This window comes from Mycolicibacterium iranicum (assembly GCF_002101705.1).
Lineage (GTDB): Bacteria > Actinomycetota > Actinomycetes > Mycobacteriales > Mycobacteriaceae > Mycobacterium > Mycobacterium iranicum.
Genome location: NZ_LQPC01000054.1, coordinates 194,513 through 217,954 on the forward strand (window position 1 = coordinate 194,513; position 23,442 = coordinate 217,954).

Here is a 23,442-nt window from a genome sequence, read left to right on the forward strand (position 1 = left end):
GCGCTGCAGAGGTGGCGCTAGTCGAGCTCCAGGTAGTCCAGGTGCCCATGGTCTCGAATCGCCTCGACGACCACGCCGGGCTCGTTGGTTTCCAAGGCGGCGAGAATTGCTTTGTGGCGGCCGATTCCATCGTCCTCGGCGTGCAGGCGTGCTTCTTCGCGGAGGTTTCTCGCCATCGGCAGTTGCAGCTTGAGCAGGATGGGTTCGAGTGCGATGTCGAGCTGGCGGTTGTTGGCGAGCCCAACGACGGCGGCATGAAATGCACGGTGGGCGTCGTCGCGCTCGAGGGCGTCAGTCGCGGCGTTCATGCGGTCGAGGGCAGCGCGCACCGGCTCAAGGTCGCGGCCGGGGTCGGGCAGGGGAATGGCGGATTCGATGGCGTGGCGTTCCAGGACATTGCGCAGTTCGAACAGCTGCAGGATGTCGGTGGGTGACCATTCGGCGACTCGGGATCCGCGCCGCGGGAGGTGTTCGACAAGGCCCTGCTGCGCGAGCAGCCGGAGAGCCTCCCGCAGCGGCGCCCGACTGATCCCGATGTCTGCGCACAGCTGCTCCTCGACGATCTTTTCGCCCGGCGCGAGCTCGCCCGAGAGGATGGCATCTCGAAGCCGATCGGCGGTGACTTCGACCAGGGTCGCGGGCAGCACAAGCCTCGAGGGCCCTTCCGTCGGTGCTGCCATGGCACCCCAGGGTAGGCATTAAAGGCAACGCGCGCAGCAAGGCGCCCCGGCGGACGCGCTGACGCCGCCGCCCCACGAGCGACTTGACGTCGCGTAAACGACTGCACAGCAACATCTCTCACGGATCTTCGTCCTCTTGGTCGTGGGGGAGTAGGTAGCGTTCGGGGTGGTGGTAGCCGTTGATGCGGTGTTGGCCGGTGTCGAGGTCGGGCGGTGGGAGCCATTCGGTCTGGCCTTTGGCGTTTTTGCGGGTGCGCCAACTGGTCTTGTCGAGCATTCGGTGATCGGCGGGGCAGGCGAAGGTCAGGTCGTCGATGTTGGTTTGGCCGTCGTCTTTCCAGTCCGCGGCGGCGTGATGCACCTGGGCCCAGTAGCCGGGCACGCTGCAGCCGGGCCGGGTGCAGCCGCGTTCCTTGCCGTGTAACACCAGGCGTTGGGCGGCGTTGGCCAGCCGTTTGGCTCGACCCAGGTACAGCGATTGTTCGGTGTGTTTGTCGTAGACATACAGGTAGTGGAATGCGTTGGCGGCCATGGCGATCAGATCGCGGATCGGCAGCAGGGTGCCGCCGCCGGTGACCGCGACCCCGGCGCCTTTTTCGAGGTCTTGGAGGGTGGTGGAGACGATCACGGTGACCGGAAGGCCGTTGTGGGTGCCGAGTTGGCCGGATTCCAGGGCACGGAAGGCCACGGCTTCGAGGGCGTCGTGGTTGCGCTGCTCCTGGGTGCGCGGATCAGAGCCGCGCGGCTCGGGCCGCGGATCGTGATCGGCGGCAGACTCGGCGGCCTCGTCGGCGACTGGTGCCTCGTCGGCAGGCTCGTCGAGTTCGTAGTCGGGGACGTGGTGGCCGGGTGCGGCTTCTTTCGCCCACACCGCCTCCACTGCCGCACGGAACTTGGCTGTCACCCAGCCAGAGAGAAAACTGGAACCATCGGCTTGTTGGCGCCCGAACGTCAGGCCGCGCTTGCGGCCGCGCTCCTTCTCGGAGGGCTCCGGCCCATCCTGGTCGATCTTGATCAGCAGATACCGCGCCGCTGCCGCCAGATTCTCTGGATCCAGCCCCCCACCCTGACGCGCCAACGCCGCATCGGCTTGGGCCCGCGTTACGGCGTCCACCCAGGTGGGCAGCGCCTTGTGAAACTTCGCGATCACGCTCACGTGCTCTTCGTCGAGGAGCCCGTCGGCTTGGGCGGTGGCGGTCGCCTCCCACAGCGGCGCCAACGGCTCACCACTGAGCGAGCGGCGCGGCCCCAGCGATTTGGCCCGCACCAACCGCCGGGTCGCCTCACGCCCCGACACCCGTAGTGCTGTGGTGAGGACCTTCTTCCACGTCGCCTCCCCGAGACGGTGCGGCTCAGTCTCTGCCAGCAGCCGCGCCAGCACTTTGTGTTCAAGAGTCGGAACCGACCGCGTCACTGTCGCCAATTCGGCGAGCAGCCCGATCAGCTCCCGGTGCGACAACTCGTCACACGCCTTCGATAGAACGGCGATCTGCTCGCTCATCCCGGCCACCGCCTCCGACACCACATCCACATATCGAACACTAGTTCGAAGAACTGACAGGATGGCCTCAAAAAGTGACCAGAGAAACCCGAGTGACAGAAGAAATTCCAGTGACTCACAACGGCGGAATGAACCAACGCTGGAGCAGCCGCTCCAGCGCGGACACGTCACCGGGGCCGCCCGCCGCCGCGAGGTATCCGTCCGGCCGGACGAGGCGCCATCCGTCGCCGCGGCCGGCTCGTGCCGACACCGCGCCGTCCCACCGCCGCGCCACCTCGAGGGCAGCGCCGTCGTCACTGAACAGCGTCAGGGCATTGAGGTCCAGCGCGTCGTACAGCCCGTCGTCGTCGGGCACTCGGTCACCGTCACCGAAGACGCCGCCTCGGTAATCGGCCGACAGCTGACCGAACATCGATGCCGCGGCATTCTGTATCCGGTTCCTCCCCAATGCTTTCGGCGCCATACGTATCCTGATGGCGTGTACGAGAGGGTTCGTCGAGTTGAACACCCGGGTTCCGATCTCGGTGATACGGACCAGTTTTCGGATCACCGGCAGGCGCTCCGATGAATACGTGTCGAGCAGTTCCGGCCTCGCCCGTCCGTCGAGCACCATCGCAAGCTTCCACGACAGGTTGACCATGTCTTGGATCCCAAGGTTCATTCCCTGGCCGCCCGCGGGGCTGTGCACGTGAGCGGCATCGCCACCGAAGAAGACCCGCCCAGATCGCAGCGCCTTCATGTGTCTGCTGTTGATCCGAAAGCGCGAGCTCCAGTTCGGCGAATGCAATCGGGCTGGAATGTGGACCACCCGGTCATAAAGCCACTGAATGTGCTCGACTGTCGGCTCACCCGCCCCGGAGACGCGCGCCGGGTCGGTGGCCATCAAGCGGAAGCGACCGTTACCCATCGGGAACAGTGCGATGAATCCCTTGGCCGCCAGGAATATCGACACTTGATCCTCGACCATGTCGCCGTCGATGTGTAGGTCGGCCAGCACGTAGTGATGAGGAAGGGTCCGGCCCGGGAATGGGAGGCCCAGGGCCTTCCGCAACGTGCTGTGCGGGCCGTCGGCAGCAATGACATAGCACGCACGCACCGACTCCTCTGAGCCGTCAGACCTGCGCAACCTCACCTCTGCGCAATCCGCGAGCTCGCGCACCGCGGTAACCTCGACGCCGCGTTCGACCTTGACTCCCTGGCGGGCCATGCTCTCGGCAAGCAACCGCTCCGTCTCCGATTGGGCGAGCATCAGAATGTAGTTGAAATCGCTTGGCATCCTGTGCAATTCGATGGGAGCGAGCCGACGCCTATTGGCGTAGAGCGCCGCAGCGCGGGCCCTGTTGCCCAGCGGCAGCATCTCTTCACCGACGCCTCGCACGCGCAGGAGCTCGAGCGTGCGGGCCTGCACCGCCAGCGCGCGCGACTCCGGCGACGCGGCGGCCGCTCGGTCGACGATGCGCACCGCTACGCCGAGGCGGGACAGCTCCAGCGCCGCGGTCAGGCCCGTCGGTCCTGCGCCGACGATGAGCACAGGAATGGGGACTTCCTTGGAATCGTGCACTGGAGCTCCTCCGGTAAATCAACAACTGTTGACTTCCAATTTAGCCCTTCGCACGGAGATGTCAACACTCGGTGACTTTCGTCGTTCGCGGTCGAACCACCCCCGAAGTGACGCGAAACTCGACGCGTGTTCTAGTCGAGGGGTGCTGGACTACACCCACGTCGACGGGTTGAGCGCCGAGGACATCGCCCGGCTGCGAGCCGTCTATGAACCTTTGACCGGGTCGGTGCGCGAACTGATCGATGCGACGATCCGAACCGAGGTGGACGCCGATGTCGTGGCCGCCGCCAAGGCCGAGATCGAATCTGCGACCGCTCGACTGCGCGAAGTGCAGCGCGAAAGCTCCTTCGGAATCCAGTTCGGCGCGGAGGGGGAGTCGATGCCATGGGGTAACGCAGTGATCGGCGTGCGCAATCCCACGGCGCCACCGCTGGTGATCCACAAGGAGCCGGACGGATCGGCCTGGAGTGACTTTTATCTGGGTGCTGCGTTCGAGGGTCCGCCGGGGCACGTGCACGGCGGCGTGTCGGCCAAGATCCTCGACCATGTGCTCGGTGACGCGGCGAGCAAGCCGGGCGTGCACCGGCTGACAGGAACGATCACAGTGCGTTATCGACGGCTGACTCCGCTGGGCCGGCTGCACTCCGAAGCCCGGATCACCCACACGGACGGGTTCAAGACCTACGCGACGGGCCACATCGCCGACGACACAGGCATCACCGTGGAAGCCGAGGCGGTATTCATCGAGCCGCGCTGGGCGCGGGGCTGACCGAGATCGCCGACAGACTGCGCGTGATGGCGCCGACCTCGGCCACGAGGACGCGCATCGGCCCGTCGTCGGAGCCGTTCCTAGGCATGGCCTCGCGCAACCGCTGCTCAGCGGCCCCTAATTCGGCTGCGTCGACGGTCCACGGCGACGCGGCCGTCGGCGGATCCCCGCACAGCGCCTCGACGTATTCGTCAACGGTGAGCACGAACTCGCGCTCGGTTGTCGAGGGACGAACCGGCAGGTGCGCCTCCAGGGTCGTGCACGAACTTGTGACCGCATTCAGCGCGGTGCGGTAGGACCGCAGCCAGTGACGCAGCTCGCGAGACTCCAGCCGCATCGCCCCCGTCGTCGCCTCAAAAGCCGCCCGCGCCCGATAGGCGCGCTGCCATGCCGCCGCCACCTCGTCGGCCGGGCTGTCGAGTTCGTGGACGTAGCCCTTGATCACCGCTGCGGCGTAATCGATCTCGGTCTTGAGCAACTCTCCTGCCCGCTGAGCGAGTCGAGTCAGCTCGTCGTCGGGCAGCACCACATGGGCGATCACGGCCAGCCCACCGCCCACGAGAGCAGCCAACAGCGGATCGCTCATCGATGCCGGAACACCGGCGCGGCCCGCGTCGAGAAGAAGCACCGCCGACGTGGTCACCGCCGCGGACATCGCGACGTAGCCGAAACCGGATACGACATAGGCGATGCCGATGGCGACCACGGCCGACACTGTCGCCATCGCGACGGAGGAATCGACGACGAACAGCAGGGTCGAGGCGACGACGATCCCGGCAACAGTGCCCGCCACCCGGCCGACGCAGCGGGTGTAGGTGTGTGCGGTCTCGGGGCGGAGCACCATCAGAACCGTCAGAGGGATCCAGTAGCCGTAGTCGCCGCCGGAATAGCGATCGATAGCGCACGCGAGCGCGACAGCAACCGAGAGCCGCACCGCGTGGCGTAGCACGGGGGAGTGCCACATCAGATGGCCGCGCACCCCGCGAATTGCCGACCGGACCGACGTCGGCAGCTCGGGGCGCCGCAACCGGACGGCGTCGGGTGTCGACGGCACGAAATCGCCGAGCCGCATCGCCACGACTTCGTGCAGGAGCGCCGAGAGTCGTTGCACCACTCCTGCTTCGGAGCCGATCGCATCCTTGGCCACGCTGTCGAAACGCGTGATCGCCACGTCGGTGCCAACGCGACCTGAGCGGCCGGTGTCGGCCACCGCGACCATCGTGTCGGCGGCTTCCTGCAATACGCGGGACAGTGCATCCGATCGCGGCACCCCGGCTGCGTCGGTCAGTGTGGCGGCGATCCGCTCCGGTAGCGCATACCAACCACGGTAGACAGCCGAACGCCGGCGGTTGACGCCGTCGCCGGTCGTGAAAGCCTCGCGCAGCGCGACCAGCGGTTCGCTGTCGACCGCCCATCCCTCACCTGTGCTGCCGTCGGCCAGTTTTCGGGCGTCGGCGGCCAGCGAGCGGTATGCGGCGACGAGAGCATCGCGCTGGGTGCGCCAGCGTTGGGGCGGCCACCACGAGATCACCAGCGCCTGGATCAACCCGCCGCTGACGGCGAGGGCTGTCGTGACAAGTGCGGTCGCGATCGTCGGAGCGACGGGGGGCGCCACCACAAGCAGCGCCGCCGACGCAGCGCCGATCAGTCCGGCGTTAGGCCCGAGCACCCACAGCATCGCCGCACCGAAGCACCACAGGGCGACCACCGCGACGAAGAGCACCGGGTATGCGGACGTCAAGGCTCCGAGCAGCACCGCCGCGCCGGACAGTGCCGACACTAGATACACGAGCGGCACCCGCGAGCGCGGACTGTCCTGAAACGCGGTCGCAGCCGCGAACGCGGCCGTACCCACCACCGCGGGCACCGATCCCGTCGGACCCCACTGCACGGCGACCACGGCGACAATTGCGACGGCGGCCAGACTGCGCGAGAGCGCAACGAGGTCCGGCAGCAGCGGCCGTAGCGCCAGACCCTTCAACATCACTCCATTCTGACCCGGCTATGTTCGCGGAGTGGAGAAAGTCATCATCGCTCTGCGGGGCGCGCCCGGCGATGACGCCTGGTGCACCCGGCTGCGCACCGACGCCGCCCGTAGCTTGCTCGACGCCGGCGTCTTCGGATTGACCGTCAACGTCCGCGACGCGGCAGTCTCCGACTCACTGATGACCTTGACGACACTGGACCCGCCGGTGATCGCGTTGGTGAGCGTGTGGACCTCGCAGTACTACGGCGACCAGATCAACACGGCCACAAAAGTTCTGGGCGATACGTGTGATCAACTCGCCGCATATCTGGTGACCGAGTCGGTACCACTTGCAGCCCCGCGCACCGAACCGGGGGAACGCACCCCGGGTTTTGCGAATGTCGCGCTGCTGCGCAGGCCCGAGGATCTCGATGAGCGGACGTGGTTGCATCGCTGGCACCGTGACCACACCCAGGTCGCGATCGACACGCAGTCAACGTTCGGCTACGTGCAGAACACCGTGGTGCGTGCGCTGACCGACGACGCTCCCCGGGTGGATGCCATCGTCGAAGAACTTTTCCCGATCGAGGCAATCTCCGATCTGCACGCCTTCTTCGGTGCGGCCGACGATGCCGACCTCAACGATCGGATGACCAAGATGGTCGCCAGCACAACGGCATTCGGCGCCAACAAGAATGTCGACACCGTGCCGACGAGCCGCTACGTATTGCGCGATCCCTTCGATACAGTGCAGCCGTGACTCTGCAGATCAGCGACGACAACCGGGTCCGCACCCTCGTCCTCAACCGGCCGGAAGCACTCAACGCCTTCAACCAGGAGCTCTACCTGGCCACCGCGACGGCGATCCGTGAGGCAGCCGACGACCCCGAGGTCGCAGTCGTGCTCATCACCGGCGCCGGCCGGGCGTTCAGCGCGGGCAACGACCTCAAGGAGATGCAGGCGGGCATCGCCGACGGGTCGCTGACCTCCGAGGGAAGTCATTTCACCACCATGATCGACGCACTCACCGAATTGCCGAAGCCGCTGATCTGCGCGGTCAACGGCGTCGGCCTCGGCATCGGGACCACGATCCTGGGATATGCGGATCTGGTCTTCATGTCGACGACGGCCCGGCTGAAGTGCCCGTTCACCAGTCTCGGCGTCGCGCCCGAAGCTGCATCGTCATACCTGCTTCCGCAGCTGATCGGCAGGCAGAATGCGGCATGGCTGCTGCTGTCGTCGGAGTGGGTCGATGCCGAGGAAGCCCAGCGTATGGGCATCGCATGGAAGGTCTGTGAGCCTGACGATCTGTTATCGGAAGCTCGCAGGCACGCCGATATCCTTGCCTCGCGCTCGATTCCGAGCCTGGTCGCCGTGAAGAAGACAATCGTGGCGCCCTACCGGGCCGAGATTGCCGCAGCCACCCAGAGGGAGAACGCGCACTTCCAGGAGTTGCTCGGCGGTGCCGCGAATGCGGCCGCCCTGGCCGCATTCACCGACAAGAGCTGACGCTCGTACGGCACGAGGATCAGCGCACGCTTTCGCGCCTGTTGTCGACGACTCTGAAATGCGCTTCGATGATGGCGCGCAGAGTGCGGCGGCACCGACCGCAATCCCCGCCGGCACCGCAGGCCTCGGCGATCTCCTTGGATGTGCGTGCCCCATTGGCCACGACCTCGTTGACCACGTGGCTCGTAGTGCCGGTGCACAGGCAGACGAACACCGCTAATCACCCCCGCCGACACTCATCAGGTGTGCGAACCTGCCGACGAAGCGGGTCGGGTAGGCACCCATACCCGCGTTGGTCATCCACTCCGCGGCGGCGTCCGGATGCTCGATCCACTGCCGCGCGCTGGACTCGTCGGCGATCTCCTGCAGGATCAGGACTTCATGGCCGTCGTCGAGGGCGCGGTAGACCCAAATCTTGCGCACGCCGCCGCGCTTGAATCGTTCGAGACCGTCGTGGACCTTCTCCATCAGCGTGGCGACGTCGTCGACGGATGACATGATGCCGACGACGACCCGCCCGACGTGACCCTCGGGAGTGGCGCCGTCGAGATCGATCTTCTCGACGACCTCCCCTCCGAAAATCGGTGGAATGTCGTCCGCGCCGGAAATATTGAACCATTCGAAAATCGCCGGGGACCGTAAGACGTCCCGAATGGACCGGGCCTGCCGAATTCCAATAGTTACCAGGACGCGGCGCGGCTCCCAGATCGATTCGTACAGAACTACGTGGTGCGCGCCGATGGAAGAAAGCCCGTCGCGGTGTTTTTGCAGCCATTCCCACATGGCCTCGAGATCGTCGACCCGGAAATCGCAGGCAAGGATGAATGAGTGGAGGTCGTACTCACCCATCGGTTACCCTTACCTATCAACCCGGCCAAACAGTTAGCGCAGTCTAACCTTACTTAGCGTAGGCAGTCCAGAGTGTGGGCCTGATCTGGCACTCAAGGTGGACTAAGTTTCCGAAAACCCGGCTCCGACAGGCTTACCGACGACCTTTCACAGCCCTTCATGGACTAGATTGAGAGGGCCTGCACGCAGTCGGTGCAGATAGCGCACGCCATCAGCCAACGATGTTCTTAGGAGCAAGCCATGCAAGGCGATCCCGAAGTTCTGAAATTGCTCAACGAGCAATTGACGAGCGAATTGACGGCGATCAACCAGTATTTTCTGCATTCCAAGATGCAGGACAATTGGGGCTTTACCGAATTGGCTGAACACACCCGCAAAGAATCGTTTGAGGAAATGGTTCACGCGGAAAAGATCACTGATCGAATTCTGCTTCTCGACGGTCTGCCCAATTACCAGCGTCTGTTCTCGCTGCGCGTTGGACAGACGGTCCGCGAGCAGTTCGAGGCCGACCTGGCCATCGAGTACGAGGTCGTCGCGCGCCTGAAGCCGGGCGTAATCATGTGCCGCGAGAAGGGCGATGCCACCTCGGCGAACCTGTTCGAGGAGATCCTCGCCGACGAGGAACTCCACATCGACTACCTGGAGACTCAGCTGGAGCTGATGGGCAAGCTCGGCGAGGAGCTCTACCTCGCGCAGTGCGTGTCGCGGCCGCCGCAGTAACCACAGAGGTTCAGGTCCCTCAGCCGGGGGAATGCCGTGCCCCGAGTACCGTAACTTCCATAGGTCGTCTAACGATGATGTAGAGGGAGTAAACGGTTCACCGGGAGGGCAGGTATGACAGCGTCGCCGGCAGCAGGTCCTCAGACCAGCGAAGCCTCAGCGCGTTCCGAGCCGGCACCCGTCAGCGTCCAGCGCCGGAACGTCATCTTTGTCGCGGTGGTGCTCGGCATGTTGCTCGCGGCGCTGGATCAGACCATTGTCGCGACGGCGTTGCCCACGGTCGTCGCCGATCTGGGCGGTGCCGGGCACCAGTCGTGGGTCGTGACCAGTTACCTGCTCGCCTCGACGATCGCCACCGCGATCGTCGGCAAGCTCGGTGATCTGTTCGGTCGCAAGGTCATCTTTGCCGCGGCGGTGCTGTTTTTCCTCGTCGGCTCCATCCTGTGCGGCATCGCCTCGTCGATGGAAATGTTGGTCGCAGCGCGTGCCCTGCAGGGAATCGGCGGTGGCGCGCTGATGGTCACGGCCGCCGCGCTGATCGGCGAGGTGATCCCACTGCGCGACCGCGGCCGCTACCAGGGTGCCCTCGGCGCCGTCTTCGGCGTCACCACGGTCATCGGGCCGCTGCTCGGTGGCTACTTCACCGACCATCTGACGTGGCGTTGGGCATTCTGGATCAACGTGCCCATCGGCATCGTCGTGCTCGGGGTGGCCCTCGCGACGATTCCGTCACTGAGCCAGCGCGGGAAACCGGTCATCGACTACGCGGGGATCGTCCTGATCGGTCTCGGCGCCTCAGGCCTGACGTTGGCCACCAGCTGGGGCGGCAGCACCTACGCCTGGTCATCACCGGTGATCATCGGATTGTTCGTCGGCTCGGTAATCGCACTGGCCGCGTTCGTTCGCGTGGAGCTGCGCGCCGAGGAGCCGGTGCTGCCGATCCGGCTGTTCGCCAGCCCCGTCTTCACCGTCTGCTGCGTGCTGTCGTTCATCGTGGGTTTCGCGATGCTCGGGGCGCTGACGTTCCTGCCGACGTTCATGCAGTTCGTCGACGGCGTCTCGGCCACCGAATCCGGCCTTCGCACGCTGCCCATGGTCGGAGGGCTGCTGCTGACCTCGATGGGCAGCGGGGTGTTGGTGAGCCGGACCGGTCGCTACAAAGTCTTCCCGGTCGTGGGCACGGCGGTGATGACGCTCGGCTTCGTCCTGCTGTCGCAGATGGATGCGACCACCCCTGTGCTGCAGCAGAGCGCGTATCTGTTCATCCTCGGGACCGGCATCGGGATGTGCATGCAGGTTCTCGTACTCATCGTGCAGAGCACGGCGAGCTTCTCCGACCTCGGCGTCGCGACGTCGGGCGTCACGTTCTTCCGGACCATCGGAAGTTCTTTCGGCGCAGCGATTTTCGGGTCATTGTTTGCGAACTTCCTGGACAGCCGGATCGCTGGAGCGTTGGCCGCGAGTGGGGCTCCGCCCGCGGCCGCCCAATCGCCGCAGGTGCTCCACCAGCTGCCCGATTCCGTCGCAGCACCGATCGTCGAGGCGTACTCCGACTCGCTGGGTCTTGTGTTCCTGTGCGCGGCACCGGTCGCGGTGATCGGCTTTCTCGTGGCGCTGACGCTCAAGGAAGTGCCACTGCGCGACATCGAAACCACCACCGCGTTGGACATGGGTGAGGGCTTCGGCATGCCGTCCTCCGAAGACCCCGAGAAGCTGCTGGAGACGGCCGTGGGTCGACTCGTGCGGCACTCTCCGGAGATCAAGCTGCGCAGCATCGCGGGCACCCACGGTTGCGAATCGGACATCGCGCTGCTGTGGGCGCTGATCCAGATCTATCGGCAGAGCCAGGTCTTCGGCTCGGCCCGGCTGACCGAGATGGCCGAACGCCTGCGGGTGCCGCCCGAGGTGCTCGCGCCGACGTTCGACCGGCTCGTCGAATGCGGGCACGCGTTGCGCACCGGCGACCAGCTCTGGCTGACGCAGTCCGGTGCACGGCAAGTGTCGTGCGCGACCTCGGCGCTGGTGGGCAGGATCGTGGAAAAGCTGGCAACCTCGCCGACGTTCGAGGGACGCCCGGATCGTGCCGACGTGGAGGCGGCGCTGGAGCGGATCGCGCAGCGGCTCCTGGTCCAGCGCGACTGGAACGACGACCGCACAGAACTCGCCACGGCGGGAAAGTGAAACACGTTACAATTTGCCCCCATGAGCCGAATCGGGAATTTCGCCGACGATGACGTCACCGGCTTCGCGGTGAAATCGCCCGAGTTGGGGACCGCGATGGCCCAATTCACGAACGCGGTGTACACCAAGAGCCGCCTGCCGATGCGGACGCGGGAGGCGGCGCGGATCGTCATCGCCTACGCCAACGAATGCGTGGTGTGCCAGAACACGCGTGACTCCCAGGGTGAAGCCAACGGCATCAGCGAAGAGTTCTACGACTACGCCACCCAGTGGCGGACGTGGCCGGGGTACAGCGACGCCGAACGGATCGCGATGGAGTTCGCACACCGCTTCGCCACCGACCACACCGGGCTTCGTGACGATGAGGATTTCTGGGAGCGCGCCGCCGTGCATTTCGACGACGAACTGCTCACCGACCTGGCGATCTCGTGTGCGATGTGGGTCGGTATGGGCCGCATGCTGCGGACCCTCGACATCGGGCAGAGCTGCAAGATCACCCTGTAAGGCGAGTCGCTCGGCGGCAGAATGGCTGATATGGCCGCCAAACCACTCGCCGCCGCAGCGATCGCCCAACTCGAGGCCGACGGTGTCGCCACACTCATCGGCACCGTCGTCAATCCGGCGGGATTGACCCATGCCAAAACCGTTCCGCTACGCAGAATGGGGTCGTTCGCCGACCCCGGGCTTGGGGCGAGTCCGGTGTGGCACGTGTTCACCATCGACCAGACGGGCATCGTCTTCGGCGATTCCACCGGCGTGGTCGGTGACCAGAGGATTCGCATCGACCTCGGCGCCCTGCGCATTCTCGGAGACGGATTCGCTTGGGCGCCAGGGTCATTCTTCGACCAGGCGGGAAACCCCGATCCGTATTGCAGCCGCGGCGCGCTCCGCAGAGTTGAGAACAGATTGGCCGACGCCGGACTCAGCGCCGTAGTCGGACACGAGATCGAGTTCGTGCTAGTCGGACCCGACGGCGCGCGACTGCCCGCGCACCTGTGGGCGCAGTACGGGTTGGCCGGCGTACTGGAGCACGAGGGATTTGTCTGTGACGTCACCGCGGCTGCAACGGCATCGGCGGTCGCGGTCGAGCAATTCCATCCCGAGTACGGGATGAATCAGTTCGAGATTTCACTCGCACCGCAGCCCCCGGTGGCAGCCGCAGATCAGCTGACGTTGATGCGCATCATCATCGGCCGCGTCGCGAGAAAGTACGGCATGCGTGTCAGCATGTCGCCCGTTCCGTTCGCCGGAAGCGTCGGTTCCGGTGCTCATCAACACTTTTCGCTCGTCCGCGACGGCGTTCCCCTTCTCTCCGGTGGGGACGGCCCCGCTGGGATGACCTCGGAAGGCGCGGCCGCCGTCGCGGGCGTGCTGGCCGGGTTGGAGGATGCCCAGGGCGTGCTGAGTGGGTCGATTCTGTCCGGTCTCCGCATGCAGCCGGGAAGTTGGGCGGGTGCGTATGCCTGCTGGGGCACGGAGAACCGGGAAGCGGCCGTACGGTACCTGACCGGTGGCGACGCGAACCCCTACGGCGCCAACGTCGAAGTCAAGATCGTCGACCCGTCCGCCAACAGCTACCTCGCGTCGGCGGCCATTCTCGGGCTGGCGCTCGACGGCATCGAGAGCGGCCTCACACTGCCCGACGAGGTCGCCGTCGACCCGTCGAGCCTGACCGATACGGCGCGCGCCGAGGCGGGGATCACCGTGCTCGGCACCGATCAGTCGGCACTTCTGGACACCCTCGACGCGTCGACCAAGATGCGTGGCATCCTCGGCGATGCGGTCGTCGACGCGGTGCTTGCAGTGCGCCGCTATGAGATCGAGAACTACGGCGAGCTCACACCAGACGAACTCGCCGATAAGTTCCGGCTCGCCTGGAGCGTCTGAATGTTCCGGATTATCTGGATGTTCGGGAGTGTGTGAGTGACGGCGCTGCGCGAACACGTCGAGACAGTGCCGCTGATCGACCACCACGTGCACGGCTGCTGGCTCAATCCGGTGAACCGCGCGCGGTTCGAGAATGCGCTCAACGAGGCCAACACCGAACCGATCGCCGACTTGGATACCGCATTCGACACCCAGCTCGGGTTCGCGGTCCGCGCGCACTGTGCCCCTGCGATCAGCCTCGAGCGGCACACCGATGCAGACACGTACTGGGCTGCGCGCAGCGCGATCCCGGAAGCAGATTTGGCGCGGCGGTTGCTCGGCGGTGCAAACGTCTCGGATTGGTTGGTCGACACCGGATTCGCGGCGGGGGTTGCTGATCTGGGGGAGTTTGCCGGACTCGGCGCGGGCCGGGTGCACGAGGTGGTCCGGCTGGAGACGGTCGCCGAAGAAGCCGCGGCGGCAACAGGGGAATACGCCGCGGCATTCGACGAAGCACTGTCGCGGCACGCCCGAACCGCGGTCGCCACCAAGTCGGTGCTCGCTTACCGTGGCGGTTTCAACGGAGATCTCTCCGAACCGTCACCGGCGGAAGTCAGACATGCCGCCGCACGTTGGCGCGAAGCCGGCGGCACCCGGCTGATGGACCGGGTTCTGCTTCGCTTCGGTTTACACAGGGCGCTGACGCTGGGCAAGCCGCTGCAGTTCCACGTCGGCTTCGGAGACCGCGACTGCGACCTGCATGCCGCCAACCCCCTTCACCTGCTGGACTTTCTGCGCGTCAGCGGTCAGACCCCGGTGATGCTGCTGCACTGCTACCCGTACGAGCGCGAAGCCGGCTACCTGGCCCAGGCCTTCAACAACGTCTATCTCGACGGCGGGCTGTCCATCAACTACCTCGGCGCCCGCTCCACCGCCTTCATCGGCCGGCTGCTGGAGATGGCGCCGTTCCGCAAGATTCTGTACTCCTCCGACGGCTTCGGGCCCGCCGAGCTGCACTACCTCGGAGCCCGCCTGTGGCGCAACGGGGTAGGACGAGTACTGCAAGAATTTGTCGACGCGGGCGAGTGGAGCGAGGCCGACGCGATCCGGGTCGTCGACCTGATCGCCCATCAGAACGCGACGCGCGTCTACCAGCTCTAGTCCCGCCGAAACTGCATTCCGCGCGGTAAAAATCGTGAAAAGTGCGCGCGGAATGCAGTTTCGGCGAAGGAGACTAGCGGACTCCGCGCAGCAGCCGGCCCGGCCTGGCGCCGGTATCGATCCCGTGGCGCCGCGTGACCACACCGCTGACCATGGTGGCCTCATAACCGGAGGCGCCCTGGATGAGCCGGCGCCCGCCCGCGGGCAGGTCGTACACCATTCGAGGCACATCCAAGCGCAGCGCGTCCATGTCGATCACGTTGATGTCGGCCTTCTTGCCCACAGCGATCACACCCCGGTCGGACAACCCGAAAAGCGTTGCGGTGTCCAGGGTCTGCTTGCGCACCACGGTTTCGAGCGAGAATTTCGGACCGCGGTGGCGGTCGCGGGCCCAGTGCGTGAGCAGGAACGTGGGATAGGACGCGTCGCAGATCAGACCGCAGTGCGCGCCGCCGTCGGACAGGCCCGACACCGTGCCCGGATGCGACATCATCTCGTAGATGGCGTCGTGGTTGCCGTCGGCGTAATTGAAGAACGGCAGCATCAGCATCGCGGTCGCGTTGTCCTCGAGCATGAGGTCGTACAGAGTCGCCAGGGGGTCGCCGCCGGTGCGTTCTGCGATCGCGGCCACCGTCATGTCCGGTGTCGGTTCGTAGTCGGGCGGATTCCCCATGGGATAGATGCGGTCGAGAGCGTTCTGCACCAGCGCGAACAGCGCGTCGAACATCGGCACCGGCTGCGGCGGCAGATCGTCCTCGGCCAGGATCGCCGCCCGCACCGCTGGTTCGGCCAGCTTCACTGCGAGTTCGTCGGTTGTGTACTTCGCCTTCAACGCCCGATAGGTCGGCCGGTGGGTGAAGGCGTGGTAGCCCGGGAAGCCGAACAGCATTCCGAACGGGCGCGCAGCGAACTGGCCGTACACCGCGATCCCGTTGTCGTGGGCCTTCCCGATCCGGTCGAGCTGTTCGCGGTAGAGCGTCGGAGCCCCACCGGTCTGCAGCAGTGTGAACGACACCGGCCGGTCGATGTCCTCGGCGATGCGCGTGAGCAGGTCGAGTTCGGTCAAAGACGCGGCATCGTTCTCACCGGCGGTACCCGCGGGCGAACACTCGAAGACCGCCTGACCACCTGCGGCCATCGCGCGGCCGAGGCCCAGCAGTTCTGCCTCGACGGCGTAGGTTCCCGGCATCACGGTGCCGTCCAGGGCACGGTGGGCTTCAGTGCGCGACGTCGAAAAGCCCAGCGCCCCAGCCTCGATACCCTCTCGCACCAGGCGCGCCATCGCGTCGATGTCCTCAGCCGTGGCATCTTCGTTGCGGGCGCCGCGGTCACCCATCACGTAGCCGCGGACGGCGCTATGGGCGATCTGCGTGCCGTAGTCGATGGCGAGTTCGCGCTTGCCGATGGCGTCGAGGTATTCCGGGAAACTCTCCCATTCCCACGTGATCCCTTCGGCGAGCGCGGAACCCGGGATGTCCTCGACGCCCTCCATCAACTCGATCAGCCACTGTTCCTTGCCTGGCCGTACCGGCGCGAAGCCGACGCCACAGTTGCCGCTGACCACCGTGGTGACCCCGTGCAGGCTGGACGGTTCCAGCGTCGCATCCCAGCTGACCTGCCCGTCGTAATGGGTGTGGACGTCCACGAATCCGGGGGCGACGACGCGTCCTGTCGCGTCGATCTCCTGTGCCGCCTCGGTCTGCAGGCCGACGTCGTCCACCCCGGATTCACTGCGGCGGCGGACCTCGACGATGCGGCCGTCCTTGATGCCGATGTCAGCGCGGAAACGGTCGGCGCCGGTGCCGTCCACCACGGTGCCACCGGTGATCTTCACGTCAAGCATGCATCTCTCCTCACACAAGTCCGGTCGCGTCGAACACCCACGACATGTCGGCGTTGGCGAAGTCGTCCAACCAGCTGGGTGGGGCGTGGTTGGCCAGAGCCGCCATGTCCCAGTAGTCCTTCCACAGCGTGATCTTGCCGCCCTCGACGCGATGCACTGTGACGAATTGCAGCACGGCGGATTCGCCTGTGGTCCAATGCCATTCCTCGTGGTGCTCGTACATGACATCGACACCGTTGCTGACCATCAGGCCCGTGAAGTTCTGGTATGAGGCAAGCGGTTCGATACCGATCTTCAGCCGCTTGACGATGTCCTCGGGTCCCCGCGCGGCGGCCGACGGGCCCACCGGCATGTCCAGGTAGATGCATTCCGGCGCCAGGAACGTCTTGAGCCCGTCCCAGTCGCGCGCTGAGAGCGCCTCCCACATGCCGTGGACGACGGCTTCGACCTCGCCGGTCCGTGTCATCTGGTCAACCGACATGTGCGAGTACCTCTTTCCGTACCGGTGGCCGTGCGGCAAGCGCCGGGGCCTTGTGGGCGGCGCGCAGGAAGCGGCCGGTCCGTTGCGATCCCACAACGGGTGTCAGTTCCCCGTCCAGGAACACCGCCTCGCCCCCGACGAACACCGCCGTCACGGTGTCGTCATTGCGGTTCACCATCCGTGATAGTCCGCCGTACTGGTCCACGCGCTCCTCGGCGTAGTCGTCGAGCGTCGCGTCGAGCCGCTCGGGGTCGAGAATCACGATGTCGGCGCGATCGCCGAGGCGAAGGTGGCCCGCATCTATCCGGTACCAATCCGCCAGCTCACCGGTCAGCCGGTGCACTGCCTGCTCGACGGTCATGAACGGCTGCCCGGCCCTCCCCGAATCCCGCACGTGACGCAGGAGGCGCAGGCCCATGTTGTAGAACGCCATGTTGCGCAGGTGGGCGCCGGCGTCGGAGAAGCCCATCTGGATGCCGGGATCGCGTGCCAGCTTTTTGAGAACGTCGGGTCGATGGTTGGAAATCGTGGTGCGCCAACGCAGTTCCTTACCGTGCTCGAGCACCAGATCGAGGAACGCATCGACGGGATGCACACCACCCCGGAGTCGACCGACCTCACCGAACGACTTTCCGATCACCGATGCGTCGGGGCAGGCGACGATGGTCGCGTCGAAGAAATCGCGATGCCATACCCGCATCCCGAATTTTGCGTCGTAGTCCTTGCGGAAGGCGCGGCGGTAGTTCTCGTCGCGCAGCAGCTCGTTGCGCTCCACCTCGTCCTTGAGGTGCAATGCGGCCGCTCCCGAGCCGAACTCCTCGAAGATCACCAGGTCGATGCCGTCGGCATACACCTCGAACGGCACCGGCAGGTGCTGCCATCGGAAGTCGCCACCGAACCGGTTGGCAAGGCGCGCAAGAGGTCCCATGAGTTTCACTGCGAACGGATTGGACTTCACGTCGGCGGCCGACAACAGGCTCGTCTTGAGCGGATTGCGGACGATGCCCAGGGACTGGAACACCTGAGACGCCACGTTCAGCGGGTTTTCGATGTCGGGCCCGGACTGCAGGATGCGTCCGGATCGGCGCAGCAGTGACTTCAGACGCCGCAGTTCGCGAGGTTTGGCGTAGGTGGACGGCAAGGTTCGCGAGCGGCACACATCGCCATCCAGTTTGTCGAAAAGCAACTGTTGGGACGACATTCCGACGAATCCGGCCCGCAACGCCTCGGTGAGCATGCGCTCCATCTGGGCCTGTTCAGCCCTGGTCGGGCGCTGGTCCTTACGTGTGGCGCGATCGAGTCCCATCGTCGCCGCCCGCATGTCGGAGTGGCCGATGAACGCCGCGACATTGGGGCCGAGCGGACGGGATTCGAGCGCGGCGATGTACTCCTCACCGTTGGACCAGGTCTTGTGCCGATCGACTGCGGCGATGACATGTTCACGGGGAATGGCCTCGACCCTGCCGAAGATGTCGCCGGCGTCCTCGCCGCCGACGTACACCGTGGACAGCGAGCACGACCCGAGCAGCACCGTGGTCACTCCGTGGCGCAGCGACTCTGACAGCGACGGTCCGCCGAGCACCTCGACGTCATAATGCGTGTGGATATCGAGCATGCCGGGCAGCACCCACTGCCCCTCGGCGTCGATCACCTGCGGGCAGCCGGCCTCGTCGAGCTCGCCATCGACGATGGCGGCGACGTGCCCGTCCCGGATGCCGATGGTGCGCACCGCGGACGGGGCGCCCGAGCCGTCGAACCAGCGGCCGTTGCGGATGATCGTGTCGTAAGTCACAACATCATCGAACAGTCCACGAAGTCACGTGTCAACGAAATCGGTGAACAGATTTCCGCGTCTGTCTACTCTTGGCTGCACGCAGGACAGAGGCGCGTACGTTTGAGTCGTGACGCCACTGCAGCGCTACATCGCAGAAGAAATCGCCACCGACCACGTGGACGGCCTGCTGTCCAGGCGGGAAGCGCTGCGCCGGCTTGCGCTGCTCGGTATCGGAACGGCGTCCGCGACCGCGCTGATCGCTGCATGCGGCCAGAACAAGGAACAGACCCAGACCACGGCGGCCTCGACCGAGTCGCAGTCCCCGGCGCCGTCGGCCACGGAGCCCGCCGGGCCTCCGCCCGGCATGGACAAGGCGCTTCCCACCGCCCCGGTGACATGGACGGGTCCCAATGGAGAGCTGCAGGGAGCTTGGAGTGCGGCCGCGAGCCCCAGGGGCGGGATCCTCGTCATCCACGAGAACAAGGGCCTCAACGACTGGGTGCGATCGGTGGCGGGCCGGCTGGCCGGGGCGGGGTACTCGAGCCTGGCGATCGACCTGCTGTCAGAACAGGGCGGCACCGCGACGTTCGCCGATCCGGCCGAGGCGACCGCTGCTCTCGGCAACCGGGCACCTGAAGACATGGTTGCGGACCTGAAGTCGGGCATCGCCGAAGTGCAGAACCGCACGCCAGGCCAGAAAGTCGCCGCGATCGGCTTCTGCATGGGCGGCGGTCTCGTCTGGCGACTACTGGCAGCAGGCAGCCCGGAACTCGCCGCGGCTTTCCCCTACTACGGGTCAACGCCGGACAACCCCGATTTCGCCGGGTCCAGGGACGTCGCGGTGCTCGGCTTCTACGGTGAACTCGACCAGCGGGTCAACGCCACCGAACCCGTCGCCAAGGCCGCACTGGAGAAGGCGGGACTCGTGCACGAGCTCGTCACCGAACCTGGCGCCAACCACGCGTTCTTCAACGACACCGGCGACCGTTACGACCCGACCGCCGCCGCCGACGCGTGGACGCGGACAATCGATTGGCTGGCCACCCACGTGGGCTAGCAGCCCCCTCGCACGCGCGCTCACGGTTGCCGTCAACCTCCTGTTCAGCGACCCGCTGACTCGCCGTTGCCCTCAGCACACCCCGACAGGCTGTGATGCAGCCATGCGGGTCGTTCAGGTGGCGAACTTCTACGGCCCCCGCTCGGGTGGACTGCGCACCGCCGTGGACCGACTGGGCGCCGAGTACTGCGCCGCAGGTCACAAGGTCTTCTTGATCGTGCCGGGACGACACCACGAGTGGACCACACTGCCGTCGGGCGTCGTTCGTGTCAGCCTGCCCGCACGCCTCATCCCGTTCACGGGCGGCTATCGCGCTGTGCATCCACGGCCCGTGACAGATCTGCTGGAACAGCTTCGGCCCGACGCGCTCGAGGTCTCCGACCGGCTCACCCTGCGGTCGCTGGGGCCGTGGGGACAGCGACACGGCGTGTCCACCGTGATGATCTCCCACGAGCGGCTGGATCGCCTTGCCGCACAGATCCTTCCGATGTCGGTGGCGCGTGCGGTTGCCGACGTGGCCAACCGCCGCACGGCGGCCAATTACGACGCCGTGGTGTGCACGACGGCGTTCGCGCGCGAAGAGTTCGACCGGATCGGCGCAACCAACCTGATGACGGTGCCACTCGGAGTCGACCTCGATCAATACCACCCCCGCTGGCGGTCGGCGGCGGTACGCGAACGGTGGGCGGGGCCGGATCAACTCCTGTTGGTGCACTGCGGCCGGCTCTCGGTGGAGAAGCATCCCCATCGAAGCATCGATACCGTTGCCGCACTTCGTGATTCAGGCGTCGACGCCAGACTGGTCGTCGTGGGGGAGGGCCCTTTGCGGGCCCGGCTGGAACGGCAGGCGGGGCGACTGCCCGTCGACTTCACCGGCTACATCGGCTGCCGCGACACCATTGCGGGAATCCTGGCCAGCGCGGATATCGCGCTGGCCCCAGGCCCCCATGAGACGTTCGGCCTGGCGGCGCTGGAAGCGCTGGCCTGCGGCACACCCGCCGTGGTCTCGCGGACCTCGGCACTCGCCGAGATCCTCACCCACGACAGTGGCGCAACCGCGGACAACGACCCGCGCGCCATCGCGCATGCCGTCACGACGCTGCTGGCCCGGCCCGAGTCCCACCGGCGCCACTCCGCGAGACGACGGGCAGAACAGTTCACCTGGCCGCGCTCGGCCGCGGGAATGCTCAGCGCTTTGCAGGTCCGCTAGCCCGGCCGATTCGCCGGTTGACGCGCCCGACGCTGCTCTACGATCCAGGAATGCTCCGCACGTTCGCCGTCCTGGCCGCCGCCGCGTCACTGCTGGGAACCACCGCCGTGGCCGCAGGCGCCGAGCCGGAGCCAACGCAACCGGCATCCTCGGGATGCACCTACAACTTGTCAGCACCCAGCGTCGTGAACGTCTCGGGCACCGACATGGTCACCGCCATCCTCAACATCGGGGCGTGCAACGGAGCCACCACCTTCGAGACGGCGGCCTGCATCCAGATGCAGGGCGCCGAAGGCCCAGGCCAATGCACACAAGGGCGCGGCATCCGGCCCGCGCAGGTCTTCTTCCAGCCCTACCGACCGGGCGCCACCTATACCGCGACCGGTCGCGGATGTGCGTCGACGGGAAACCCGCCGCAAACGGTCTGCAACGAGAACGGACCGCTCACCGCCACGCTGTGATTGCTCCGGTTTAGGCACATCACGGCCCGGGCATCCGGCGATCGACGGGGTCGTCAACCGCGACCGCCCCCGCGAGCGAAGGAATCGGCATGGACACCAACACCGTCGTATGGATCGTGGTCGCTGTCGTCGCGATCATTCTGATCGGCGCCGTCGTGTTTGCGGGGCGCAAGAGTCGGAACCGCCGCCGCGCGCAGGAGGCGGATCGCATCCGGGAAGAGGTTCACCACGACACCCAGCGTGTCGAGCGTCAGGCCACGATCGTCGAGGAGACCGAAGCGAAAGCCCGTGCGGCCCAGGCTGAAGCCGAGGCGAAGGCGGCCGAGGCCGCCCGGCTCGCCGACACCGCGGCCAGCCGCCGCGATGCGCTGACCAGTTCGCAGGAGCATCTCGACGAACGCCGTCAGCACGCCGACAAGCTCGACCCCCGGGTCAAGCACGACGACACGAACGGACAGAAGGACGTCCGTGACGGCGTCGGAGAAGACACTGCCGGACGGGGGAACTACCGCAACGCCGACGCCGAGCGCATGCGCCCAGACCTCGGCACGCGCTAAACCGGGGGCGTCCAGGTCACCGGCAACCGCTTGATGCCGTGGATGAACGCCGAATGCAGCAGATCCGGCTCGGCGGTCGCCTGGATGTCGGGAACAAGTCGGTGCAACTCCTCGAACGCCACCGTGATTTCCCGGCGTGCGAGGTTGGCACCCAAGCAGAAGTGGGCGCCGCCGCCCCCGAATCCCACGTGCGGATTCGGGTGGCGGCTCACGTCGAACCGCCACGGATCGGCGAACTTCGATTCATCACGGTTGGCTGACCCGTACCACAGCGAAACCTTGTCCCCGGCAGCGATTTTCACGCCCCCCATTTCGATGTCCGCGGTGGCGGTGCGTCGCATGTACGCGACGGGGGAGGCCCACCGGACGATTTCCTCCACCGCTGTCGGCGCCAAGCCTGAATAATCCGACCACCAGCGCTGCCGCTCCTCGGGATAACGGCTGAGCGCCAGCACACCGTGGCTGATCGCGTTGCGAGTCGTCTCGTTGCCCGCCACCACCAAAAGGATGAAAAACGACGCCACCTCGGCAGACGTCAGCCGTTCACCGTCGAGTTCGGCCGCCACCAACGCGGTGGTCAGATCATCGCCGGGATTGACACGGCGGTCGTCGGCGAGCTCGGTAGCGTATGCGCCGATACCCATTGCCACGGAGACGAATTCGTCGAAATCGGTGGCAATGTCGGGATCACCGAAGCCTAGGATCACATTGGTCCAGTGAAAGATCCTCTGATGATCCTGCTCCGGGATGCCCATCATGTCGCAGATGATCTGAAGCGGCAGCGGGCCTGCCAGTTCGGCGACGAGCTCGCCGTGGCCGTCGGGATGGGCGGCGATCATGTCTTCGACCAGGCTGCGGGCTCGCAGGCGCACTGAGTCCTCGATCAAGGCCAGGACCCTGGGCGTGAACGCGCTGCGGACAATGTTGCGCAGCCTGGTGTGCCGCGGATCATCCATCGCGATCATCGAACCGAAATACTCGGCCAGTTCCGGGGTTTGGTCACCCACCGTGATGCCGAGCGCCGAGCTGAAAAGTTCGGGATGCCTGCTTGCGTAGAACACGTCGTCGTAGCGAGTCAGCGCCCAATGCCCGGCGACCTCGGCCTCTGGGTCGGCGACATAGGACTGATGGAAGGAGATCGGCGCCTCGCGGCGTAGCGTCGCGAACGCGCCGTCGCGCATGTCATCGTTTTGACCCCAGAAGTCCCAAGACCCCAGATCGACATCGGCTAGCGGCACCTGCGGCGGGGCGATCCCGTTTACACGGGTGACACCACCCAATTCCACACCCATGCGG

22 protein-coding genes are annotated in these 23,442 nt (G+C 66.0%); 12 read left to right on the forward strand and 10 right to left on the reverse strand.

The window, feature by feature from the left end; translation table 11 throughout:
- Positions 1-17 precede the first annotated feature (17 nt).
- The 3 genes from AWC12_RS26815 to AWC12_RS26825 all read right to left on the reverse strand — a co-directional run bounded on the left by AWC12_RS26815 (position 18) and on the right by AWC12_RS26825 (position 3,742).
- A complete protein-coding gene (locus AWC12_RS26815) occupies positions 18-680 on the reverse strand; it encodes a GntR family transcriptional regulator (protein WP_024444863.1) in 663 nt (220 codons plus the stop codon).
- 118 nt (positions 681-798) lie between these two features.
- Entirely contained in the window at positions 799-2,211 is a 1,413-nt protein-coding gene (locus AWC12_RS26820) for an HNH endonuclease signature motif containing protein (RefSeq protein ID WP_085178025.1), read from the reverse strand.
- A gap of 85 nt (positions 2,212-2,296) precedes the next feature.
- On the reverse strand, positions 2,297-3,742 hold the full coding sequence (locus AWC12_RS26825) for an FAD-dependent oxidoreductase (protein ID WP_234814169.1): 1,446 nt from the start codon (positions 3,740-3,742) through the stop codon (positions 2,297-2,299).
- A gap of 142 nt (positions 3,743-3,884) precedes the next feature.
- On the opposite strand from AWC12_RS26825, the gene AWC12_RS26830 reads away from it, so the two are divergent.
- The gene (locus AWC12_RS26830; protein ID WP_024444866.1) at positions 3,885-4,511 is read left to right on the forward strand and encodes a PaaI family thioesterase; all 627 of its coding nucleotides are present in this window, start codon (positions 3,885-3,887) and stop codon (positions 4,509-4,511) included.
- Here AWC12_RS26830 and AWC12_RS26835 read toward each other — a convergent pair.
- Positions 4,483-6,495, reverse strand: coding sequence for an FUSC family protein (locus AWC12_RS26835; protein WP_085178026.1), 2,013 nt, complete (start codon positions 6,493-6,495; stop codon positions 4,483-4,485). The two genes, AWC12_RS26830 and AWC12_RS26835, sit on opposite strands and share 29 nt — an antisense overlap.
- A gap of 31 nt (positions 6,496-6,526) precedes the next feature.
- On the opposite strand from AWC12_RS26835, the gene AWC12_RS26840 reads away from it, so the two are divergent.
- Entirely contained in the window at positions 6,527-7,237 is a 711-nt protein-coding gene (locus AWC12_RS26840) for an EthD domain-containing protein (RefSeq protein WP_085178027.1), read from the forward strand.
- Entirely contained in the window at positions 7,234-7,986 is a 753-nt protein-coding gene (locus tag AWC12_RS26845; protein WP_085178028.1) for an enoyl-CoA hydratase/isomerase family protein, read from the forward strand. Before AWC12_RS26840 ends, AWC12_RS26845 begins: the two co-directional genes overlap by 4 nt.
- Before the next feature lie 19 nt (positions 7,987-8,005).
- Here the strand turns inward: AWC12_RS26845 and AWC12_RS26850 are convergent, their stop codons facing one another.
- On the reverse strand, positions 8,006-8,200 hold the full coding sequence (locus AWC12_RS26850; RefSeq protein WP_085178029.1) for a (2Fe-2S)-binding protein: 195 nt from the start codon (positions 8,198-8,200) through the stop codon (positions 8,006-8,008).
- 2 nt (positions 8,201-8,202) lie between these two features.
- Entirely contained in the window at positions 8,203-8,835 is a 633-nt protein-coding gene (locus tag AWC12_RS26855; protein WP_085178030.1) for a fatty-acid--CoA ligase, read from the reverse strand.
- 240 nt (positions 8,836-9,075) lie between these two features.
- Here AWC12_RS26855 and bfr point away from each other — a divergent pair, with 240 nt between their 5' ends.
- The 5 genes from bfr to AWC12_RS26880 all read left to right on the forward strand — a co-directional run bounded on the left by bfr (position 9,076) and on the right by AWC12_RS26880 (position 14,763).
- Positions 9,076-9,555 (forward strand): bacterioferritin, encoded by a 480-nt coding sequence (bfr, locus tag AWC12_RS26860; protein ID WP_024444872.1) that lies wholly within the window; start codon positions 9,076-9,078, stop codon positions 9,553-9,555.
- A 114-nt stretch (positions 9,556-9,669) separates the two neighbouring features.
- On the forward strand, positions 9,670-11,736 hold the full coding sequence (locus tag AWC12_RS26865; protein WP_085178031.1) for an MDR family MFS transporter: 2,067 nt from the start codon (positions 9,670-9,672) through the stop codon (positions 11,734-11,736).
- A 21-nt stretch (positions 11,737-11,757) separates the two neighbouring features.
- Positions 11,758-12,240, forward strand: a complete 483-nt coding sequence (locus tag AWC12_RS26870) for a carboxymuconolactone decarboxylase family protein (protein ID WP_085178032.1) — start codon at positions 11,758-11,760, stop codon at positions 12,238-12,240.
- A gap of 21 nt (positions 12,241-12,261) precedes the next feature.
- Positions 12,262-13,623 carry a type I glutamate--ammonia ligase gene (locus AWC12_RS26875; protein ID WP_085178033.1) on the forward strand — a complete coding sequence of 454 codons (1,362 nt, stop codon included), beginning with the start codon at positions 12,262-12,264 and terminating at the stop codon, positions 13,621-13,623.
- 36 nt (positions 13,624-13,659) lie between these two features.
- Entirely contained in the window at positions 13,660-14,763 is a 1,104-nt protein-coding gene (locus AWC12_RS26880; RefSeq protein ID WP_085178034.1) for an amidohydrolase family protein, read from the forward strand.
- 73 nt (positions 14,764-14,836) lie between these two features.
- Here AWC12_RS26880 and AWC12_RS26885 read toward each other — a convergent pair whose 3' ends face one another.
- The 3 genes from AWC12_RS26885 to AWC12_RS26895 are packed head-to-tail and all read right to left on the reverse strand — an operon-like array spanning position 14,837 to position 18,879.
- On the reverse strand, positions 14,837-16,606 hold the full coding sequence (locus AWC12_RS26885; protein ID WP_085178035.1) for an N-acyl-D-amino-acid deacylase family protein: 1,770 nt from the start codon (positions 16,604-16,606) through the stop codon (positions 14,837-14,839).
- Between the two features lie 10 nt (positions 16,607-16,616).
- Positions 16,617-17,087, reverse strand: a complete 471-nt coding sequence (locus AWC12_RS26890) for a nuclear transport factor 2 family protein (protein WP_085178036.1) — start codon at positions 17,085-17,087, stop codon at positions 16,617-16,619.
- A complete protein-coding gene (locus AWC12_RS26895) occupies positions 17,077-18,879 on the reverse strand; it encodes an N-acyl-D-amino-acid deacylase family protein (RefSeq protein WP_024444879.1) in 1,803 nt (600 codons plus the stop codon). Before AWC12_RS26895 ends, AWC12_RS26890 begins: the two co-directional genes overlap by 11 nt.
- A 109-nt stretch (positions 18,880-18,988) precedes the next feature.
- Between AWC12_RS26895 and AWC12_RS26900 the strand changes: the two genes are divergently transcribed.
- The 4 genes from AWC12_RS26900 (at position 18,989) to AWC12_RS26915 (ending at position 22,146) form a co-directional block, all read left to right on the forward strand.
- Complete coding sequence (locus tag AWC12_RS26900; protein WP_085178037.1) at positions 18,989-19,918, forward strand: dienelactone hydrolase family protein; 930 nt, start codon at positions 18,989-18,991, stop codon at positions 19,916-19,918.
- A gap of 103 nt (positions 19,919-20,021) precedes the next feature.
- Positions 20,022-21,128 carry a glycosyltransferase gene (locus AWC12_RS26905; RefSeq protein WP_085178038.1) on the forward strand — a complete coding sequence of 369 codons (1,107 nt, stop codon included), beginning with the start codon at positions 20,022-20,024 and terminating at the stop codon, positions 21,126-21,128.
- Between the two features lie 50 nt (positions 21,129-21,178).
- Positions 21,179-21,589, forward strand: a complete 411-nt coding sequence (locus tag AWC12_RS26910) for a hypothetical protein (RefSeq protein ID WP_085178039.1) — start codon at positions 21,179-21,181, stop codon at positions 21,587-21,589.
- A gap of 89 nt (positions 21,590-21,678) precedes the next feature.
- A complete protein-coding gene (locus tag AWC12_RS26915) occupies positions 21,679-22,146 on the forward strand; it encodes a hypothetical protein (RefSeq protein WP_085178040.1) in 468 nt (155 codons plus the stop codon).
- Here AWC12_RS26915 and AWC12_RS26920 read toward each other — a convergent pair.
- The gene (locus tag AWC12_RS26920; protein ID WP_207576484.1) at positions 22,143-23,438 is read right to left on the reverse strand and encodes a cytochrome P450; all 1,296 of its coding nucleotides are present in this window, start codon (positions 23,436-23,438) and stop codon (positions 22,143-22,145) included. The genes AWC12_RS26915 and AWC12_RS26920 overlap by 4 nt on opposite strands.
- Between the last annotated feature and the right edge of the window lie 4 nt (positions 23,439-23,442).

Bases quoted from the DNA above. Each gene is read 5' to 3' on its own strand.
- AWC12_RS26815 (WP_024444863.1), bottom strand. From the start codon at position 680: ATGGCAGCACCGACGGAAGGGCCCTCGAGGCTTGTGCTGCCCGCGACC.
- AWC12_RS26835 (WP_085178026.1), bottom strand. From the start codon at position 6,495: ATGTTGAAGGGTCTGGCGCTACGGCCGCTGCTGCCGGACCTCGTTGCG.
- AWC12_RS26855 (WP_085178030.1), bottom strand. From the start codon at position 8,835: ATGGGTGAGTACGACCTCCACTCATTCATCCTTGCCTGCGATTTCCGG.
- bfr (WP_024444872.1), top strand. From the start codon at position 9,076: ATGCAAGGCGATCCCGAAGTTCTGAAATTGCTCAACGAGCAATTGACG.
- AWC12_RS26865 (WP_085178031.1), top strand. From the start codon at position 9,670: ATGACAGCGTCGCCGGCAGCAGGTCCTCAGACCAGCGAAGCCTCAGCG.
- AWC12_RS26870 (WP_085178032.1), top strand. From the start codon at position 11,758: ATGAGCCGAATCGGGAATTTCGCCGACGATGACGTCACCGGCTTCGCG.
- AWC12_RS26875 (WP_085178033.1), top strand. From the start codon at position 12,262: ATGGCTGATATGGCCGCCAAACCACTCGCCGCCGCAGCGATCGCCCAA.
- AWC12_RS26885 (WP_085178035.1), bottom strand. From the start codon at position 16,606: ATGCTTGACGTGAAGATCACCGGTGGCACCGTGGTGGACGGCACCGGC.
- AWC12_RS26890 (WP_085178036.1), bottom strand. From the start codon at position 17,087: ATGTCGGTTGACCAGATGACACGGACCGGCGAGGTCGAAGCCGTCGTC.
- AWC12_RS26905 (WP_085178038.1), top strand. From the start codon at position 20,022: ATGCGGGTCGTTCAGGTGGCGAACTTCTACGGCCCCCGCTCGGGTGGA.
- AWC12_RS26910 (WP_085178039.1), top strand. From the start codon at position 21,179: ATGCTCCGCACGTTCGCCGTCCTGGCCGCCGCCGCGTCACTGCTGGGA.
- AWC12_RS26915 (WP_085178040.1), top strand. From the start codon at position 21,679: ATGGACACCAACACCGTCGTATGGATCGTGGTCGCTGTCGTCGCGATC.
- AWC12_RS26920 (WP_207576484.1), bottom strand. From the start codon at position 23,438: ATGGGTGTGGAATTGGGTGGTGTCACCCGTGTAAACGGGATCGCCCCG.